Origin of the sequence: Novosphingobium chloroacetimidivorans, assembly GCF_014204535.1 — a bacterium.
GTDB classification, from domain to species: domain Bacteria; phylum Pseudomonadota; class Alphaproteobacteria; order Sphingomonadales; family Sphingomonadaceae; genus Novosphingobium; species Novosphingobium chloroacetimidivorans.
Genome location: NZ_JACHLR010000010.1, coordinates 140,015 through 156,380, shown reverse-complemented (window position 1 = coordinate 156,380; position 16,366 = coordinate 140,015). Strand labels below are relative to the sequence as shown.

Sequence of the window (16,366 nt, the reverse complement as noted above, 5' to 3'; positions counted from 1 at the left end):
TTGGACGTCGTCGGCGCAGACCCCTTTCTGGTCCGCAGGACCGGCGAGATGCTTAGGGTGGCGACGACATAACATTGTCGTCCTGGCGCTAGCGGTCGGGGATCTGTCGCTCGACTCCGGCGGCGGCCACGGTGGCGGGGTGGAAGAACGCCCGCAAACGCGGGAGGAAGTCCGTGATTCCGCGTGCATCCGCCGCTGGCCGGACGATCCGGCCGCGCTCGAGCAGGACGTAGCCGCGCTTCACCGATGCTTCGAACGCCTGCGCCAGCGCCGGCGAGGACTTCAGGAGCGGCTCCAGCGTCTCCTTGGTGAGGATCTGCACGACAGTCCGCGTCTTCGCGACGGCGGACACCTCCTTGCTCGCGCCGGTCACCAGCCCGATCTCGCCGATGTAGTCGCCGGGGCCGATCCTGCCGCCGATCTCGAGCGCACCGTCGTCGCCCCTGCGACTCACCTCGAGAACGCCGTCGGCCACGATGTAGAGGTTGGTATCGAAGTCGCCTTGCTGGAAGAGCGCATCTCCGACCGCCATTTCCCGTGCGGTGAAGGTCCCGCTGAGACAGTCGAGCTGCTCGGCGGTGAGGCTCTCGAAAAGCTGCATCGAGGATAGCGGATTGGCCTGATCCGTCGGATGCGCATTTCCGGGAAGTTCCAGCAGCCCCGCCTGCAGGAGCAGCGTTCGCACGTGACGCAGGGCGACGCTCTTTGCCTGTCCGAGCTGCTTCGGGCTATCCACGAAGAAGTGCACCTTCTGCGTGCTCGTCTTCATGCCGAGCCGGACGAGGTTGATCGAGGGGGCGGGCCTCTCTAGGACGGCCGGCGTCAGGAGGAGAGCCTGTGCGATCAGGTCTCGGACCCGTTCGGGATCGGCCGACACGCCGGTGGTGATTTCGAAGCCGGCACCCCTCCGCGATGTCGGAAAACTCCGGTTGACGATCCTCGCCTTGGCTACAGCGCTGTTCGGCACGATGGCGACATCATCGTCGTCGGTGGAGATGCGGATCGAGCGCCAATTGATCTGTGATACGCTGCCCTCGATACCGTCGCCCAGGCTGATACTGTCTCCGAGCCGGAAGGGCTGCTCGACGCCCACCGCGATGCCGGAGAAGAGGTCCGCGAGCGTGCTTTGGAGGGCGAGGCCCAGGACGACGGCGACGATGCCCGAGGTGGCGACCAGACCGGAGAGCGGCAGCTTCAGGACGAAACTCATGACGGCCAGCAGCGCGCCGAGATAGGTGCCGGCCGAGAGCAGGTCCGACATCAGCCGGCTCTGCCGGGACCTGCCGTCGTGACCCAGCGTGTATTGGACGACGAACGACAGTCCGCTCGCGGCCAGCAGCCACCACAGGCCGGCGATCAGCTGGTCCAGCGCTCCATGGCTCGTGACGCGGCCGCCCGGGGGCAGGAGCGGTGTCCCTCCGGTCAGCAGGAATGCGATGCTCAGGGCGGTGAGGAGCGCGCCGGCCGCGCCGATTCGCCACCTCAAGCCGCCGCGTCGGACGCACGCGGCGAGCATCGCGGCGATGCCGATGGCGACGCCGATGAAAAGGAGGATGCTGGAAGGGCTCACGTCCTATTCGGCCCGTGCATCGCCGCCGAGCGAGCCACGGTCAACGTCGCGGACCACGGGGACGTAGCTCGAGACTGTCAGTTCGCTCAGGTATGGACGGTCGGCGCGGATCTCGTCCCTGGCGCACGCCAGCAGCGTGGCGTCTTCCGGCTCGGTCCCGACAGTCCGGCCGAGCACCGACGCGACGTAAGCCTCGCGCGCGCGCCTGGGCAGCCGGTTGACCGCGATGAGGAGGGAGACCTCGGCGATGTCGGCAATCGCGAGCACCGCGCGCTCCTCATCCGTCGGCTCGGGCATCGAGCGGGTGATCGCCCGCTGGCGCTCGATGCAGCCTTGCGCGACCAGGCGCAGCAGATGGCGTATCGGTGCGTCGAAGTATCCTTCGGTGGCGATCCACGCGTCGCGGACCTCTGAAATGACCGACTCCACCTCGAGCACGTCCGGGAGCAGGCGGTTGGCGAACCGCCGGAGCTGGGGGACCGCGCGCACGAAGTCGCGCTCCCGATTGTCGGGGTCGATGGGTGTCGCGGTGTGCTTCGCAAGGGTCTCACCCAGGTAACGCATGGCTATCGTCCTCTTTGTCTCGGGATGATGACGACGCGGCGTTGTTCGGTGTGACACCGCGACACGGCTGGACGTCGGTTTCTTCCCGGCTTTCCATTCAGACGCCATCAGACGAGGTTGCAGACGGCCTCATCCATCGGGATAGGTCCGGCCCGTCGCATCAGTGCCCCGTCGCCATCGACCGTGAGGAGCGGCCGGGGACGGTCAGCATCGCGAGGGCCTCGACCTGAACGCGGTTCAGACCGAAGGAGAGCAGGGCGGGGACGAACTCCTCCGCCGCCCGGCGGCGGGCGGCGGTAGCGGCGACGAAGTCCCTCAGCACCTGCCGGCGGGGGGTGTCGGCCTCCTGCGCGGGCTTCGGGCCGAGGATAAAGGCCTCGATGCGCGAAAGGATGGCTGCGGCCGAACCGGGCTGTGGTGCGCGGGACGGCGCGCGCAGATTGGATTCTTGGAACGCCCGCGCGACCTCGGCCCACTCCCGGCTGTTTAGATGGATGTCGATCTCTACCATGTGTCGCTCCCTTCCAGACATGGTTTAGAGTTCTGCGGCTGGACCGATTATCGGGGTCGGCTGCACCTGATTGATGCCGGCTAGGCGCTAATCGGTGAGCGCGTCGGCGCTGCGCGGGTATTGATCGGTCTTCCCTGGATCGGCGTCCAGGCTGCCGGCGACATATGGCGCGACCCAGGCGCTGATTACCGAAGCCGCGTAGGAGGCGTCCTCCCGGCGGGTCAGGAGATGATCGGCCCCGCTCAGGCAGACGAAGCTCTTAGGGTGGCGGGCCGCCGCGTAGATGCGCGATGCGTGTTCGATCCCGACGACCTCATCCGTTGGCGCATGGAGGATGAGGATCGGGACCCGAGACGTGCTGAGCGAAGGGGCGAGCGGATGGAGCGCCAGATCGTCGACGAAGCCGGGAGCGACCTCGATCGAGCGACCGCCGACTGTCACGACGCCGCCAGCTTCAAACCGATCGTGCCGGGTGCCGATTCCGGCAAGGTGGTCGGCCGACGACGGCGTGCCGATCGTGACGACGGCGCGGATCCCTTCGGAGGCGACCGCGGTCTCGACTGCGGCGATGCCGCCGAGGCTGTGACCGATGAGGAGCGATACCGGCATGCCGGCATCGTTCATCGCCGCGACCGCCGCGGCCAGGTCGCGCACGTCCGCCGTCACGCCTGCGAAGACCGTTCCGCCGCTGCGGCCGATCCCGGCAAAGTCGTAGCGCAGGACGCCGATGCCGTGGTCTGCGAGTGCGCGCGAGATCCAGACCGCCGCCAGGCTTTCCCCGCCACAGGCGAAGCAGTGGGCGAACACCGCCCATGCACGCGGAGGCACGGCGGGTAGTTCGATGCGTCCGACCAGCTCGCCCTCTTCGGACCCGCGGAATGTGAAGGGGATGTGCGACATCTTCCCGCTCTTGGCTTTGATCATCCTGACGATACCGCATGCGCGGCTCGGCTCCCTCGCATGAGAGGGTCGCGCAGCCGTCATACGAAGGGCTATGTTGGGGCCTTCCTCCTTGGTGGCACTTGCATGCTCTGGTAGAACCTCGGACTGGAGGTCTAAGGCATTGATCGAGGAAAGTTCGCCCGCGACAGGCATCGCGCCCAGATTGCCGGCCGTCGATGTCGACGAACCGCTCATCGTCATCGCCGACGATAGCGCTGATCATCGCGACGCCATGATGGAGCTCTTCGAGTCCGTCGGGATTGAGACGATGATCTTCGCCAATGCGCGCTCCCTGCTCGAGAGCCAGCTTCCCGACCGTCCGGGATGTTTCATCCTGGATGTCCGCATGCCGGGGCCCAGTGGGCTAGATCTGCAGGCCCAACTCGCCGGGAACGGGCATCTGATGCCCATCATCTTCGTCACCGGCCATGGCGATGTGCCCATGAGCATCCGGGCGATCAAGGCGGGAGCCTTCGACTTCAAGACGAAGCCGGTTCGGGATCAGGATCTGCTGGACGCGGCGATTGCCGCCATTGAAGCCGATCGTGCTCGTCGCGCTGTTGACCGCGTTGCTCGGGAGAGCCTCGAGAAGTTCAACAGCCTGTCTCCGCGCGAGGCCCAAGTGCTAGAACTCTTGGTCGGCGGATTGCTGAACAAGCAGATCGCCTACGAGCTCGGCGTCACTGAGGTGACGATCAAGCTGCATCGTGGGAACGTGATGAAGAAGATGGGGGTTGGATCCGTCGCTGAACTGGTCCGGATGTGGGATCATGTTCCGGCTTCGACCCGGCAGGGCGATGTGGCCTAGACCTCTGTATGCCTTACGAGACGGCCGGAAATCGTGGATTGAGCGTTGTCCCGGTTCCCGTTCTTTGAGGAACACTCTTTGCAGCGTAGCCACCTGATTGCGGTCGTCGATGACGACGCCGGCATGTGCGATGCTATCGCGGAGCTGCTCGAGGTGCTGGACTTCGATAGCGACCGGTTCTCGTCCGCAGAGGCCTTTCTGGACGCATTGGCTCAGAGGTCGTTCGACTGCCTCATATCGGACATTCGCATGCCGGGCATGGACGGGCTGGAATTAGGAAGGCGAACCGCAATACTTGCGCCGGACATGCCGGTGATCCTGGTCAGCTCGATGAGTGACGAGCATGTGCGTAGTCGGGCGTCCCGCGTGGGAGCCGTCGCGTTCCTCCGCAAGCCGTTGGATGCGGACCAGCTTCATGTCGAGGTTGAACGCGCTCTTCGAGGTGCCGGAACGCGCCCCTAGGCGTCCGGGGCGACGGCGGTGACGACGGTGTCGCTGATCGCGAAGCAGAGAAGCCGATCCATCCGCACGAGATCCTGCACGTTGTGGGCCCCGAGCTTGCGCATCGCGTTGCTGCGGTGGATCTTAACCGTGATCTCGCTTAACCCAATATCATCGGCCACTTGGCGGTTCTTGCGACCGGACAGGATCAGGGACGCGACCTGCTTCTCTCGGGTCGTGAGTGAGGCGAACCGCAGGCGAGCCTTTCCGCCCTCGATCGCGACGAGTCGCGAGTGCCGGTCGAGCTCGATCGCGGCGTTCACCGCGTCGAGCACGTCCTGGTCCCGGAGCGGCTTGAGGAGGAAGTCGCGCGCACCGGCCTTTAGACCGCGGACCGCCATGGGAATGTCCGCGAAGCCGCTCATGAAGACGACGGGTAGGAGGAATCCGTGCGAGGCGAGCCGTTCTTGGAGTTCCAATCCGCCGAGCTGAGGTAGCCGCACGTCGCTCAGTAGACATCCGCTGGCCAGGGGGTCCGCCTGATCGAGGAAGGCGATCGCAGTCGCATAGCTGCGAGCCTGCAGCCCCACCGAGAGGAAGAGATCTTCGAGCGCATCACGGATGCTGTCGTCGTCGTCCACGATGTGGACGACCGGCTCGATGCTTGGCGACTGTGCTTCCATCGTCCCCTCCGGTGCTGACGGCGAACGAGCCGGGCCAGGGACCGGCATTATCCAACGCGTTGTAACGTGGTCCGGCATGGGACGCCATCATACGAAAGGCGAGGCATTCCTCGCTCCTGGGCATCAATGACCTGCCGATCCGGCCGATAATCGAAGCAATTGGTCGAGGCTATTCTCGGGCTGTCAAGAACGCTCACGTGGGAGACGCCGTTGCCCTCTGCCCCAGAACAGAAACCACCTTATGCGGCGCTGGCCGTGGCGGGCTACGGTGGCGTGCTCGGTTCGCTCTTCCCGCTGGTCGCGGTCTACTCCGTCGCGGATATCTCGGGCGGGTTGCATGTGGCGGCCGACAGCGCCGCCCTCGTAAACACCTTTCAGAACGTCGGTGCGATCGGCGGCATCCTCGCAACCCCGGCGCTGGCCTTCGGGGTTGGACGGGGACAAGCGATGGCGGTGATGGGCGCCGGCTTCGTTATCACCTCCGCGCTGTGCGCGATGGCACCGAACCTTCCGATCATGCTCTTCGCGCGCACGCTGCACGGCGTGTTCGGCGGAGCGATGCCGTTGATGTTCATGCTGCTCGTGATGACGACGCTGATGCCGGGACAGGGGCGCTTCGAGGGCATGACGCTCTTCGCGACGTCGACCTCCCTGTTCTTCGGATTGGCGGCGACGGTCGGCGGGACGCTCGTCGAGGGGTTCGGCTGGCGAAGCCTCTTCTGGGCCCAAGCCATAATGGCACTTCCGTACTGGTTCCTCGCGCGTCGGGTGATGACGCAGGAGAAGGGGCGGATCGAGGTCTTGAAGGGTGCCGACTGGCCGCACTTCACGCTGCTCTCCCTCGGCCTCGCGTTGATCGTCATCGCCGCATCCGAAGGCGAGCGCCACTTCTGGCTGGAGGCCTGGTGGGTGCCAGCGCTGCTGCTCGGCGGCGGCGTCATGGCGGGCCTCGCCGTCGTCGGCATGCTGAGGACCGAGAAGCCGCTGCTGCTGCTGTCGGTGTTCCGCCGGGCGACGTTCACTTGGGGGATCGTCCTCTCCGTGTTCTTTCGCTTCGGGCAGATGTTCGCCGTCTATGTCGTGCCGTCATACCTGGGCCGACTGCAAGGATACCGCTCGATCGATACCGGGGCGGTGCTCTCCGCCATGATGCCGAGCACGGCGATCGCTCTGGTGATCTCGTATTTTTGGGGGCGTCGCCTCGACAGTCGCTGGCTGCTCTCGGCCGGGCTGGGCAGCTTTGCAGCGGCGGCCGCGCTGTGCGTCCCGCTGACCCCGGATTGGGCGGCCGACCAGTTGCGCGTGGGCGCGGCCGTCGCCGGGTTCGGGATGGGCTTCTTCAGTGTCGCCGTGCTGAGATTCGCCACCTATCAGGTGACGATGCAGGACGGCCCGACCGTCGGCATGATCTTCAACCTGACCCGCGTTTTCGGCATCGTATCCGGTCTCGGCATCCTCTCGCACCTCGTGGTCGAGCGCGAGAAATTCCATTCCGCGAACCTCGTCGAGGCGATCGGCGCAACGTCACCGGAAACCGCGCAGCGGCTTGCCCAGACGGCCGGCGCCTTCGCACGGTTCGGCGGTGATGCGGACGGCGCCCAGGCGGCTGCCCTGACGGCCCTCGCGAGGACGTCTGGCGGACAGGCGTTCACGCTCGCCTTTTCCGACGCCTTCTTCGTCTCCGCGATAGCGCTCGGCCTGGGCGCAATTCTCGTCTGGGCGCTGCCCGCTGTGCCGGCTGAGGAGCCGGCTGCTTCCAGGAAGATAGAAACGAAGGGGAAGACCGCATGAGCACGACCGCAGTTTCAAGCCCGGAAGCGGTGGAGGGCAGCACCCCCGCCGCACCGCCGCCTAAGACTTGGAGCGCGGGCAGGCGCGTCGGCGCGGCCGTGCTCCTTGGCGGTGCAGCCATCCTCGCGGTGGCGGGCCTGTATGCCTACGGCCCCGCAAGCGTCGCCTTCGTCTCGACCGACAACGCCTATGTGAAGGGTGACGTCACGTTCGTGTCCCCCAAGGTGCCGGGATACGTGACGGCCGTCCTGACGGAGAACAACGCGAAGGTCTCGCCGGGCCAAGTCCTGATCCGGATCGATCCGACCGACTACAGCTCGGCGGTCGCCGACACCGAGGCTGCGATCGCGCAGGCCAAGGCGTCGCTCGGTCAGATAGCCGCGCAGCAGCGGCTTCAGGATTCCCAGATCCGGGCGGCCGACGCGAGCGTGACGTCTGCGAAGGCAAGTGCGGTGCGTAGCGGTGCGGACTTCGAGCGGTCGGACGCCCTGGTCGGGCAGGGGGCGGTCAGTCGCCAGCTGTTCGAGGCGGCGGAGGCGGAGAATGTGCGGTCCCGGTCGGCCGTTACCCAGACCGCCGCCCAGGCCGACGTCGCCCGCAAGCAGCTCGGCGTGCTCGGCGCTCAGCGCCTCACGGCGCAGGCCCAGCTGCAGAGCGCCGAGGCGAAGCTCATGCGCGCCCGCGCCGACCTCGGCCGGACTGCGATCGCCGCGCCGCGCGAGGGCCGGGTGGCCGCGCGCAACGTGCGGCTGGGCGAATACGTCAACACCGGCACGCGTCTTCTTGCGATCACGCCGACCACGGGGCTGTGGATCGAGGCAAACCTGCGTGAGACGCAACTCGCGCGCATCCGGCCGGGCGACCGGGTTCAGGTCGGCATCGACGCCGTCCCGGACGTGAAGTTCTGTGGCGTCGTCGAGGGCACCTTCGGCGCCAGTGGTTCGGAGTTCGCGGTCATCCCGCCCGACAATGCGACCGGCAATTTCACGAAGATCGTCCGCCGGTTCACGGTTCGCATCCTGATCGATCCAAAGCAGCCAGGTCTCGACAGGTTGGCGACCGGCATGTCGGCGACGCCCCGCATCGAGATCGGCTCGCACGTCGACGGGCGGTCGCATGGTGGCCTGATATCGTGGCTGGTGGGCGGTTCCTTCCATTGCGGGAGGCCGTCATGAGGTCGCTGACCGCCTTGAGCATTGCAGGCCTGCTCGCGGGCTGCGTCACGCCGCCGCATCTTGGGCCCGCGCCCGAGGTGAAGGCACCCGCGACCTACCGCAGCGCCGAGACGTTCGCCGGGGCCGGCGTGGCCTGGCCCGCCGACGACTGGTGGACGGCCTATGGTGACGCCCAGCTGAGTTCGCTGATCGAGGAGGGGCTCGCGAAGGCCCCGACGATGGCCCAGGCCTCGGCACGGCTGCGCCGTGCGCAAGCGCTGGTGGGAGCCGCGAACGCGGCGCTCCTTCCCTCGGTCTCGGCCGATGGCTCGCTCACCGTGAGCAAGCCCAGCACCAACGACGGGATACCAGTCACGCCGGAGCGCCGGGGCTATAACGACAACGGTCGCGTGAGCCTCGGTTTCAGCTGGGAGCTGGACTTCTGGGGCAAGAACCGGGCCGCCCTCGCAGCCGCGACCTCGGATGCGGAGGCTGCGCGCGCGGACGCTGCCGCCGCGCGGCTCGTCGTGTCTGCTTCCATCGCTGCGACCTATGCCGACCTCGTCCGTCTCTACAAGGACCGGGACGTGCTGGAGGAGACGCTCCGGGTGCGGGAGAAGTCGCTCGAACTCGTCCGCGCCCGGGTGCAGCACGGCTTCGATTCCGACGCCGATCTGGCGCAGGCCGAGGCGGGCCCGCCGGCCGCGCGTTCCGACCTGGCGCAGGCCGATGAAGCCATCGGCCTCGTGCGCAACCGTCTGGCGGCGCTCCTTGGCGCGGGCCCAGACCGCGGAATCTCGATCGAGCGCCCCGTGACGCCCGCCCTGAAGGCATTCGGCCTTCCGGCGAACCTCTCGGCCGATCTGCTCGGGCGGCGTCCTGACATCGTCGCCGCTCGATCGCGGGTGGAGGCGTCCGCCAAGCGGATCAAGGTCGCAAGGGCGCAGTTCTATCCTAACGTGAATCTGCTAGGGCTGATCGGTTTCCAGTCGCTCGGCATTGGCAACTTGCTGAACAGCGGCAGCGACATCGGCACCGCTGGACCGGCGATCAGCCTGCCGATCTTCGACGGCGGCCGCCGCCGCGCGAACTACCGGGGTGCACGTGCGGACTACGACTTGTCCGTGGCGACGTACGACGAGACCCTGACGCAGGCGCTGCGCGAGGTCGCCGACGTCACCGTCAGCAGCAGGCAGCTCGCCGACGAGGTCGCAGGCGCGGATGCCGCCCTGACGGCAACCGAACGCGCCTATCGACTGGCGCAGCTCCGCTACGCCGAAGGCGCGGCCGACTACCAATCCGTCCTGATTGTGGAGGAACGTCTCCTGCTTCGCCGCCGTGTCGCCGCCGCACTCCGGTCGCGTAATTTCGTCCTCGACGTGGCGCTCGTCCGCAGTCTCGGCGGAGGCGTGATGCGCTGAGGCATATTGCACCGCCTACGGCATCAATGTTGTGGCACATTGCTCGTTATTGAGTGCCGTGGGATGCCCTAGATCGGACATGCGGCCGCTCAAAGCCTCCCCCCTGATCGGGCGGTCGCACCCCAATCAGGAACACGAACATGAGCCAGTCATACAGTGCAGCAGCCACCGCCCTTGGTGGCCGGTCGGGTTTCGCCTCCAGCAGCGATGGTCGGTTGAAGGTCGAGCTTTCTACGCCGGCCGCCCTTGGTGGTGACGACGGTCCCGGCACCAACCCGGAGCAGCTCTTCGCCGCCGCCCACGCCGCTTCGCTTCTTGGCGCGATCCGTCAGGTCGCCGAGGCGCGCGGCATCAAGGTCCCCCCCGACAGCAACGTCACCGCCACCATCGCGGTCGATAGTGATGGCGGCGAGACGCTGAACCTCAACGTCGCGCTGTCGGCGGACATCCCATGCATTGACGCGGGCGAGGCGACGCGGATCGTCGATGAGGCCATGCGCATCTGCCCGATCGCGCGTGCGACGTGCGATCATGTCTCGGCGACGGTGAACGTCGATTGAGCGTCGACGCTAACCGGCGCTCGCCCTTCTGGCGCGCTCCTCCGCGTAGTGGTTCCTAAGCCATTCGATGAGGACACGGACTCGCGCAGGGCGCGCCACGCCTGGCGGCGTGACCATGTATGCGCCCTTGGGAGCGGCGGCCCACTCGGTGAGTAATGGGACGAGCGTCCCAACGGCAAGCTCCTCAAGTATGAAGAAGTCCGGCAGGAGCGCCACGCCCGTCCCCGCGAGGGCGGCCGGCACGACCGCGCCCGCATGGTTGATGTGGTAGCGACCCGACATCCTGACCGAGACTGGCTCGTGCTCGGGATGCTCGAACTCCCACTCCAGACCCCAGGGCACGTTCGTCGGGATGATCGCCGGATAGCGCGTCAGGTCGCTTGGATGCTCCGGCATGCCGTATCGTTCGATCAGAGACGGCGCGGCGACGAGCGGCCGGACGAACGACATCAGCTTCACGGTGCGCAGCGAGCTGTCGGGTGGCTGGCCGAGGCGGATGCTGATGTCGAAGCCCGATCCGATGAGGTCCACGTCGTCCTCCGTCAGTGCGAGGTCGAGCTCGATATCCGGATAGTCCTTGAGGAACTGCGGTATGATTGGGACGATGGTCGCGAGTCCGAACGCGGTTCCGCATGCCACTCGGACTTTGCCGCGCGGGACTGCGGCCTCTTCGACGATGTCCGCCTCGATCGCGCGACCGTCGGCGAGGATGCGCGCCGCGCGCTCAACGGTCAGGCGGCCTGTCTCCGTCAAGGACAGTTTGCGCGTCGTGCGGTGGAACAGCGTTGTCTGCATGCGCTGCTCAAGCCGGGTGATGGCCTTCGACACCGTCGTGCTCGCCAGACCGAGATCCTCTGCCGCGTGACTGAACGAACCTAGCTCGGCCACCCTGGCGAAGATCGCCCACGCCTCAAAATCCGGGATGTGTGGCAACGCGTCAGCCTCTTGAGGCGCTGGGACGCGTGATCTGCTTCGCCCATGAGGCGATCCCCAGGCGATCGGGAACGGACTTCAGCACCTCGTCGAGCTTCTGCCCGGGTCCACCCGAGCAACGGCTTTGATGCGTGGCGACCGCTTCTCGGCCATCAGTCGCTCGCCACGTGATGGTGTAGGTGCTGGTGTCGCTGATCGCGGCATCGCACTCCACTCGTTGCGTGGCGCCATCTGCCGGGCGATAGGCTGCGAGATCCGCCGAAAGGGCGCGATACGCGGCGGCACCGGCTTCGCGCCGCCGCTCGCCGATCACTGCGGTGTGGCGTTCCCCCACGAAGACAACGGTGCCGCTCGGGCTGATCTCGCTCAGGTAGACCGGACAGAAGCCGAAGCATGGGCCCACGGCGATGCTGATGATGTCCCCATTGGGGGAAGGTGCATCAGTTACGGATCTCACTCCGTCGGTGGCGCACGCGGTCAGCGCTAAGAGACCGGCCGCGACCGCGGTTGCTCGCAGCATTTGCATCAATATGTTCTCCCGTGGTCACTTCGTGGTTAGCACCAGCGATTTGTATCGTCGCCGAAGCGGATTGTGTTGACTTCACGCCGCTCAGGCTCCTCGCGAATTCATGTTCGCCCCCTAACCGATCAATCGCCGCGAGAGCGCGACAGGACGCATCGTCGGCCGTCGCGCGTGAACGGCGACTGACGATGGCCTCATCCTTCCAGAGGGTGAAGCGTGTACCCGGCATAGAATCCTGCCATGCGTAGAGTGCGCCTAGACGTGTCGCCGAGGCGTCGATCAGGTGAGCTCCCAGGCGAGCGGCGGACCGCACCGGCGAATGTGCGAACCCCGCGCCGTCATCCTCCACTGTAAGCTGCCAGCCCAACGCCCGGTTCTCGAGGGCGATTCGAACTTCGCCTGCCTCGTCGTCAGGATAGGCATGCTTGCAGGCGTTTCCGACCAGTTCGGCCACGAGGATGCCCACACTGATGGCATGTTCGGCTGAGACGTAGCGTGTCTCGGTGCTGATGGAGAGATGTCGCCTGCGTCCCGTATCCTGGCACACCGTGCGGAGATCTTCGCCGAGGTCATTGAGGTAGCGCGCCAAGTCGATCCAGCCCACTCGATCTGTCTGGTAGAGCCGACGGTGGATGTTCGCGACGGCGTATATCCGTCGGCGCGCCGTGTAGAGCAGCTCGGCCATACCCGAGGCTCCGGCATCCTCAGCCGTTCCGCCGTCGAGTTCCAGAAGCGCCGCAAGCAGTCCTAGGTTGTTCGCGATCCTGTGGTCGGACTCCATCTGCGACATGGGATCGATCGGTGGGAGCGCGGTGGTATGCATGGGTTTCCTCCGGCAGCTGCGCGACGTGCGGTTCGCCGATCCGTTCCCAGGACCTTGGCCGCTTCTCGTCTAATGCGAGGCTAGCGGTTCCGGGGCCCCGCAGGCATCGCCGAGACGGTGGGATCCCACTATACGAAGGTAGAGCGTCGCCTCTGTCGGTCCCTTCTAAAGGATCGGCTGCGGGGCGGCGCTAAGCCGTGCCTCGAGCGTCGGGCCGCAGTGCATCACGAAGCGCGTGCCGGGCATCGCGTCCTCCCAGATGCAGGTCGCACCGAGGCGACCGACGCTGGCATCAATGATGCGCGAGCCGAGCCCCGAACCCGGACCCGATGGTCCGGGCGAATAGCCGCGACCCTCGTCCTCGACCGTGAGGCACCAGCCACCCTCGCCAGATCCGTCGAGGCGGATGCGGACGTCGCCTGCGTCCGACGCCGGATAGGCGTGCTTGCAGGCGTTGCTGACGAGTTCGGCGACGAGGATGCCGATCGCGACCGCCTCCTCAGGCGCGACGAAGACGCTGGTGCCCTCGAAGTAGAGGCGGCGCTCCCGCCCGGCGTTCTCGCAGACGCTCCTGAGATCGCGCGAGAGATCCTCGATGAAGTCGCAGAGGTCGAGGCGGTCGATCGCCTCGACCTTGTAGAGGCGGCGGTGCACGTTCGCGATAGCATGGATGCGGCGCCGTGCGGCCTCGAGAACGACGATGGCGCCCGGATCGGCGATCTCGCGGCTGTCGATCTCGATGAGCGAGGCCAGCAGTGCGAGGTTGTTCGCGATCCGGTGGTTCATCTCCGCCGCCTCGTGCGGCGATGTCGCGAACGCCATCGTGGTCCCGGTCATCACGTCGTCTCCCCGAGGTGTTGAATGTTTGCCCGGGGCCGCGCTTGGATGGTGGCCGGCGGTGTGGGTCTCAGTGGTGCTCGTCGGGCACGGTCAGCGGCCCGTCATTGTCGTCCACGACGAAGATGGCGAGCAGCTTCGCGGGCTTGGTCTTGCTTGCGTTCGCGCTGACGCCGTGCTTGTCGCCGGGGCTCTCCGTCCAGTATTCGCCGGCCTTGAAGGTCTGCGGTGCGCCGCCGTTCACGCCGCTGATGATCGCGCCCTCGAGGACGTAGGCGACGATGAAGGCCGACTTCGCATGAGTGTGCGCGGGCGACTTGTCGCCCGGGGCGTAGGTAACGAGCACCGTCTTCACCGACTTGCCGGGGATGTTGGTGATCTGGTGGGCGAACTCGGGCTTGATCGAGGTGAGCACAGGGGCCGCCTTGGCGGTCTGTGCGTTCGCCGCGTTCGGGGCGATGAGTGCGGCCGCGAGCAGTGCCGCGAGGGTGAAGCGCATCTATGTTTCCTCTCTTTTGAACGAAGGGTGGGGGAGCCGGACGCGCTCAGGCGGCGGCGGGCATCCGCTTGCCTGCCAGCCAGTCCTCGAAGGTGATTGCCTGGATGTGGACGTCCGGACCCGGAAGCAGGGTGTCGTCGGCCAACGGGGCGCCGAAGTAGGTGCCGTTCGGATCGGCCTCGATCTTCACGGTGCCGCCGGTTTCCCGGACGTAGCTTTCGGCGAGTTCGTTGATGCGGAAGACCTGGGGCCCTGCGATCTCGTATGGGCCGTTCGTCGGTTCGGCGAGGACGCGCTCGACTAGCGTCTCGGCGACGTCCTCGGCCGCGATCGGTTGGAACTGCACGTCGGCCAGACGGGCCACGCCGTCGACGGCGCCCATCTCCACCATCATCGGGATGAGTTCGAAGAACTGCGCCGCCCTCACGAGGGTGAATGGGATAGGACCTTGGAGGATGTGCACCTCCTGAGCGACCTTGCCGGCGATGTAGCCGCTGTCGATGAGACGGTCGCTGCGAAGGACCGACAATGCGACGTGGTGGCGGACCCCCGCGGCGATCTCCGCAGCCATTATGTTGCGCGCCGCGGTCTCGAAGAAGCCGATGGATGCCTCGCGATCCATGGTGATCTTGTTGGTGACGTCGACGACGACGTCGGCACCCTGCAGGGTGTCGTCAAGCCCGTTGCCGGAGATGATGTCGACGCCTGTGTCCGGTGCCGCGGCGACGGCGTTGTGGCCCAGATCCTTCAGCTTGGCGACGACCTTCGAACCGATCTGGCCCGTGCCTCCGATGACGACTACCCGCATGACGTGCCTCTCAGTTTCTGACTGCGTGGCGTTCTCAGTAACGGCCGGGCCGGGCCGCTTGGATTATAGCTAGGTCCCGTTCCGACCATACGAAGGTCGAGGCCGCAGCCCGCGTCTTGCGCTACCGCCTCGTCGATGCTCTCAGCTGACCGGGCTGGCTCGGCGATATGCCACCACACAGCCCGCACTAGTGCGGCCGCTCGGGGTCACCGCTTTGAATACCCAACTGGGTATTTCAGTCCATTGACCTCCCGTCGATCACGTTGACATTCCGCATCAAGATACTAGCGTGAGAATGCGACGCATTTGCAACCTATGGCATCTCCTTCTCATGACAAGTTCTTCGATCCGGGTCTGGTATCTGGTCCACAAGTGGACCGGCCTAGTCTGCACGGTGTTCCTGCTGATGCTGTGCGTCACCGGGCTGCCGCTGATCTTCCACGATGAGATCGATCGCCTCGGCGTGGGAACCGTGCACTTCGGCATGCCGGGTGTGGGGTCCTCCAGCGATGCGCCGGGTCTGGTGCCGCTGGATCAGATGATGGCGAAGGCGCTCGCGGCCAGGCCCGGAGAGGTCCCGCTGTTCATGGCCTTCGACAACGACCAGCCGTCGATGACGATCACTACGGGACCCCGACCGAACTCGCCGGGCTCGGAAATGACGATCCAGGTGTTCGACAGGTCTACCGGCAGGCTGCTTGGCAAGGAGGAGGGGCGGGGTGTGATGGCCTTTCTGCTCAAGCTCCATACGGACATGTTTCTCGGGCTGCCGGGGATGCTTTTCCTCGGAGCGATGGGGGCGCTTTTCACCGCCGCGCTGGTGTCCGGTGTGGTGCTCTACGCCCCGTTCATGCGCAAGCTGCCGTTCGGCACGCTCCGGACCTCCCGGAGCACCCGGCTGAAGTGGCTCGACTACCACAACCTGCTCGGGGTCGTGGCGTTGGCCTGGATGACGGTCGTCAGCGTGACGGGCATCATCAACACGCTGGAGAAGCCGATCAACAAGCTGTGGCAGCGCAACGAGCTGACCTCGATGACGCGCGAATATGCGGGGAAGGCGGCGGTGCCGCCGTTGCGCTACGTCTCCCTCGACAAGGCCCTGGCCGAAGCGCGCAAGGCCATTCCGGGAAACAACCCGCAGTTCATCGGCTTCCCGGGGGGCAACTTCAGCTCGAAGCAGCACTATGCCGTGTTCTTCCAGGGTGACACGCCGCTGACGGAGCGCCTGCTGACGCCGGCGCTGATCGACGCGGAGACGGGCGCGTTCACGACGGCGCGCACGATGCCGTGGTATAACAAGTCACTCTCGCTCTCCCGGCCCCTCCACTTCGGGGACTATGGCGGTGTTCCGCTCAAGATACTCTGGGCGGTGCTCGACCTCTTCACGATCGTGATCCTGGTGAGCGGTCTCTACCTCTGGCTCGGAAAGCGGCGGGCATCTCCGGCGGCGCATGTGCGTGAGGTGGAGACGGGCGGCGTCGCGGTTCCAGGGGGATGA

At 66.2% G+C, this 16,366-nt stretch carries 18 protein-coding genes; 7 read left to right on the top strand and 11 right to left on the bottom strand.

Annotation, left to right across the window (positions count from 1 at the left end):
* Positions 1–88: 88 nt before the first annotated feature.
* The 4 genes from HNO88_RS12910 to HNO88_RS12895 all read right to left on the bottom strand — a co-directional run bounded on the left by HNO88_RS12910 (position 89) and on the right by HNO88_RS12895 (position 3,545).
* On the bottom strand, positions 89–1,570 hold the full coding sequence (locus HNO88_RS12910; RefSeq protein WP_184245912.1) for a mechanosensitive ion channel family protein: 1,482 nt from the start codon (positions 1,568–1,570) through the stop codon (positions 89–91).
* 3 nt (positions 1,571–1,573) lie between these two features.
* A complete protein-coding gene (locus HNO88_RS12905; RefSeq protein WP_184245909.1) occupies positions 1,574–2,134 on the bottom strand; it encodes a hypothetical protein in 561 nt (186 codons plus the stop codon).
* A 160-nt stretch (positions 2,135–2,294) separates the two neighbouring features.
* Positions 2,295–2,645, bottom strand: coding sequence for a hypothetical protein (locus tag HNO88_RS12900; RefSeq protein WP_184245906.1), 351 nt, complete (start codon positions 2,643–2,645; stop codon positions 2,295–2,297).
* 87 nt (positions 2,646–2,732) lie between these two features.
* The gene (locus HNO88_RS12895; RefSeq protein WP_184245904.1) at positions 2,733–3,545 is read right to left on the bottom strand and encodes an alpha/beta hydrolase family protein; all 813 of its coding nucleotides are present in this window, start codon (positions 3,543–3,545) and stop codon (positions 2,733–2,735) included.
* Positions 3,546–3,708: 163 nt separating this feature from the next.
* Between HNO88_RS12895 and HNO88_RS12890 the strand changes: the two genes are divergently transcribed.
* Together HNO88_RS12890 and HNO88_RS12885 are read left to right on the top strand one after the other, a co-directional pair.
* Positions 3,709–4,395, top strand: a complete 687-nt coding sequence (locus tag HNO88_RS12890; RefSeq protein WP_246381707.1) for a response regulator transcription factor — start codon at positions 3,709–3,711, stop codon at positions 4,393–4,395.
* A gap of 45 nt (positions 4,396–4,440) precedes the next feature.
* Positions 4,441–4,857: a response regulator gene (locus HNO88_RS12885; RefSeq protein WP_221420002.1), complete on the top strand. Its 417-nt coding sequence runs from the start codon at positions 4,441–4,443 to the stop codon at positions 4,855–4,857.
* Here the strand turns inward: HNO88_RS12885 and HNO88_RS12880 are convergent.
* Positions 4,854–5,477: a response regulator transcription factor gene (locus HNO88_RS12880; protein ID WP_312857074.1), complete on the bottom strand. Its 624-nt coding sequence runs from the start codon at positions 5,475–5,477 to the stop codon at positions 4,854–4,856. The genes HNO88_RS12885 and HNO88_RS12880 overlap by 4 nt on opposite strands.
* A gap of 201 nt (positions 5,478–5,678) precedes the next feature.
* On the opposite strand from HNO88_RS12880, the gene HNO88_RS12875 reads away from it, so the two are divergent.
* The 4 genes from HNO88_RS12875 (at position 5,679) to HNO88_RS12860 (ending at position 10,445) form a co-directional block, all read left to right on the top strand.
* On the top strand, positions 5,679–7,310 hold the full coding sequence (locus tag HNO88_RS12875; protein ID WP_184245892.1) for an MFS transporter: 1,632 nt from the start codon (positions 5,679–5,681) through the stop codon (positions 7,308–7,310).
* Entirely contained in the window at positions 7,307–8,485 is a 1,179-nt protein-coding gene (locus HNO88_RS12870; RefSeq protein WP_184245889.1) for an HlyD family secretion protein, read from the top strand. Before HNO88_RS12875 ends, HNO88_RS12870 begins: the two co-directional genes overlap by 4 nt.
* Positions 8,482–9,885 (top strand): efflux transporter outer membrane subunit, encoded by a 1,404-nt coding sequence (locus HNO88_RS12865; protein ID WP_184245886.1) that lies wholly within the window; start codon positions 8,482–8,484, stop codon positions 9,883–9,885. The genes HNO88_RS12870 and HNO88_RS12865 overlap by 4 nt, the downstream gene beginning before the upstream one ends.
* 140 nt (positions 9,886–10,025) lie before the next feature.
* On the top strand, positions 10,026–10,445 hold the full coding sequence (locus tag HNO88_RS12860; RefSeq protein WP_184245883.1) for an Ohr family peroxiredoxin: 420 nt from the start codon (positions 10,026–10,028) through the stop codon (positions 10,443–10,445).
* A gap of 9 nt (positions 10,446–10,454) precedes the next feature.
* On the opposite strand, the gene HNO88_RS12855 is transcribed toward HNO88_RS12860, so the two are convergent.
* From HNO88_RS12855 to HNO88_RS12830, 6 genes are all read right to left on the bottom strand, one after another.
* Complete coding sequence (locus HNO88_RS12855) at positions 10,455–11,378, bottom strand: LysR family transcriptional regulator (RefSeq protein WP_184245880.1); 924 nt, start codon at positions 11,376–11,378, stop codon at positions 10,455–10,457.
* 4 nt (positions 11,379–11,382) lie between these two features.
* Positions 11,383–11,835, bottom strand: coding sequence for a DUF6438 domain-containing protein (locus HNO88_RS12850; RefSeq protein ID WP_184245841.1), 453 nt, complete (start codon positions 11,833–11,835; stop codon positions 11,383–11,385).
* On the bottom strand, positions 11,819–12,724 hold the full coding sequence (locus tag HNO88_RS12845) for a sensor histidine kinase (RefSeq protein WP_184245838.1): 906 nt from the start codon (positions 12,722–12,724) through the stop codon (positions 11,819–11,821). The genes HNO88_RS12850 and HNO88_RS12845 overlap by 17 nt, the downstream gene beginning before the upstream one ends.
* A gap of 165 nt (positions 12,725–12,889) precedes the next feature.
* Complete coding sequence (locus HNO88_RS12840; protein ID WP_184245835.1) at positions 12,890–13,561, bottom strand: sensor histidine kinase; 672 nt, start codon at positions 13,559–13,561, stop codon at positions 12,890–12,892.
* 70 nt (positions 13,562–13,631) lie between these two features.
* The gene (locus tag HNO88_RS12835; protein WP_184245832.1) at positions 13,632–14,060 is read right to left on the bottom strand and encodes a cupin domain-containing protein; all 429 of its coding nucleotides are present in this window, start codon (positions 14,058–14,060) and stop codon (positions 13,632–13,634) included.
* A gap of 46 nt (positions 14,061–14,106) precedes the next feature.
* Positions 14,107–14,868, bottom strand: coding sequence for an SDR family oxidoreductase (locus HNO88_RS12830; RefSeq protein WP_184245829.1), 762 nt, complete (start codon positions 14,866–14,868; stop codon positions 14,107–14,109).
* A gap of 295 nt (positions 14,869–15,163) precedes the next feature.
* Between HNO88_RS12830 and HNO88_RS12825 the strand changes: the two genes are divergently transcribed.
* Positions 15,164–16,366, top strand: a complete 1,203-nt coding sequence (locus HNO88_RS12825) for a PepSY-associated TM helix domain-containing protein (protein WP_246381705.1) — start codon at positions 15,164–15,166, stop codon at positions 16,364–16,366.

Bases quoted from the DNA above. Each gene is read 5' to 3' on its own strand.
- HNO88_RS12905 (WP_184245909.1), bottom strand. From the start codon at position 2,134: ATGCGTTACCTGGGTGAGACCCTTGCGAAGCACACCGCGACACCCATC.
- HNO88_RS12900 (WP_184245906.1), bottom strand. From the start codon at position 2,645: ATGGTAGAGATCGACATCCATCTAAACAGCCGGGAGTGGGCCGAGGTC.
- HNO88_RS12895 (WP_184245904.1), bottom strand. From the start codon at position 3,545: ATGTCGCACATCCCCTTCACATTCCGCGGGTCCGAAGAGGGCGAGCTG.
- HNO88_RS12870 (WP_184245889.1), top strand. From the start codon at position 7,307: ATGAGCACGACCGCAGTTTCAAGCCCGGAAGCGGTGGAGGGCAGCACC.
- HNO88_RS12865 (WP_184245886.1), top strand. From the start codon at position 8,482: ATGAGGTCGCTGACCGCCTTGAGCATTGCAGGCCTGCTCGCGGGCTGC.
- HNO88_RS12860 (WP_184245883.1), top strand. From the start codon at position 10,026: ATGAGCCAGTCATACAGTGCAGCAGCCACCGCCCTTGGTGGCCGGTCG.
- HNO88_RS12845 (WP_184245838.1), bottom strand. From the start codon at position 12,724: ATGCATACCACCGCGCTCCCACCGATCGATCCCATGTCGCAGATGGAG.
- HNO88_RS12840 (WP_184245835.1), bottom strand. From the start codon at position 13,561: ATGACCGGGACCACGATGGCGTTCGCGACATCGCCGCACGAGGCGGCG.
- HNO88_RS12835 (WP_184245832.1), bottom strand. From the start codon at position 14,060: ATGCGCTTCACCCTCGCGGCACTGCTCGCGGCCGCACTCATCGCCCCG.
- HNO88_RS12830 (WP_184245829.1), bottom strand. From the start codon at position 14,868: ATGCGGGTAGTCGTCATCGGAGGCACGGGCCAGATCGGTTCGAAGGTC.
- HNO88_RS12825 (WP_246381705.1), top strand. From the start codon at position 15,164: ATGCGACGCATTTGCAACCTATGGCATCTCCTTCTCATGACAAGTTCT.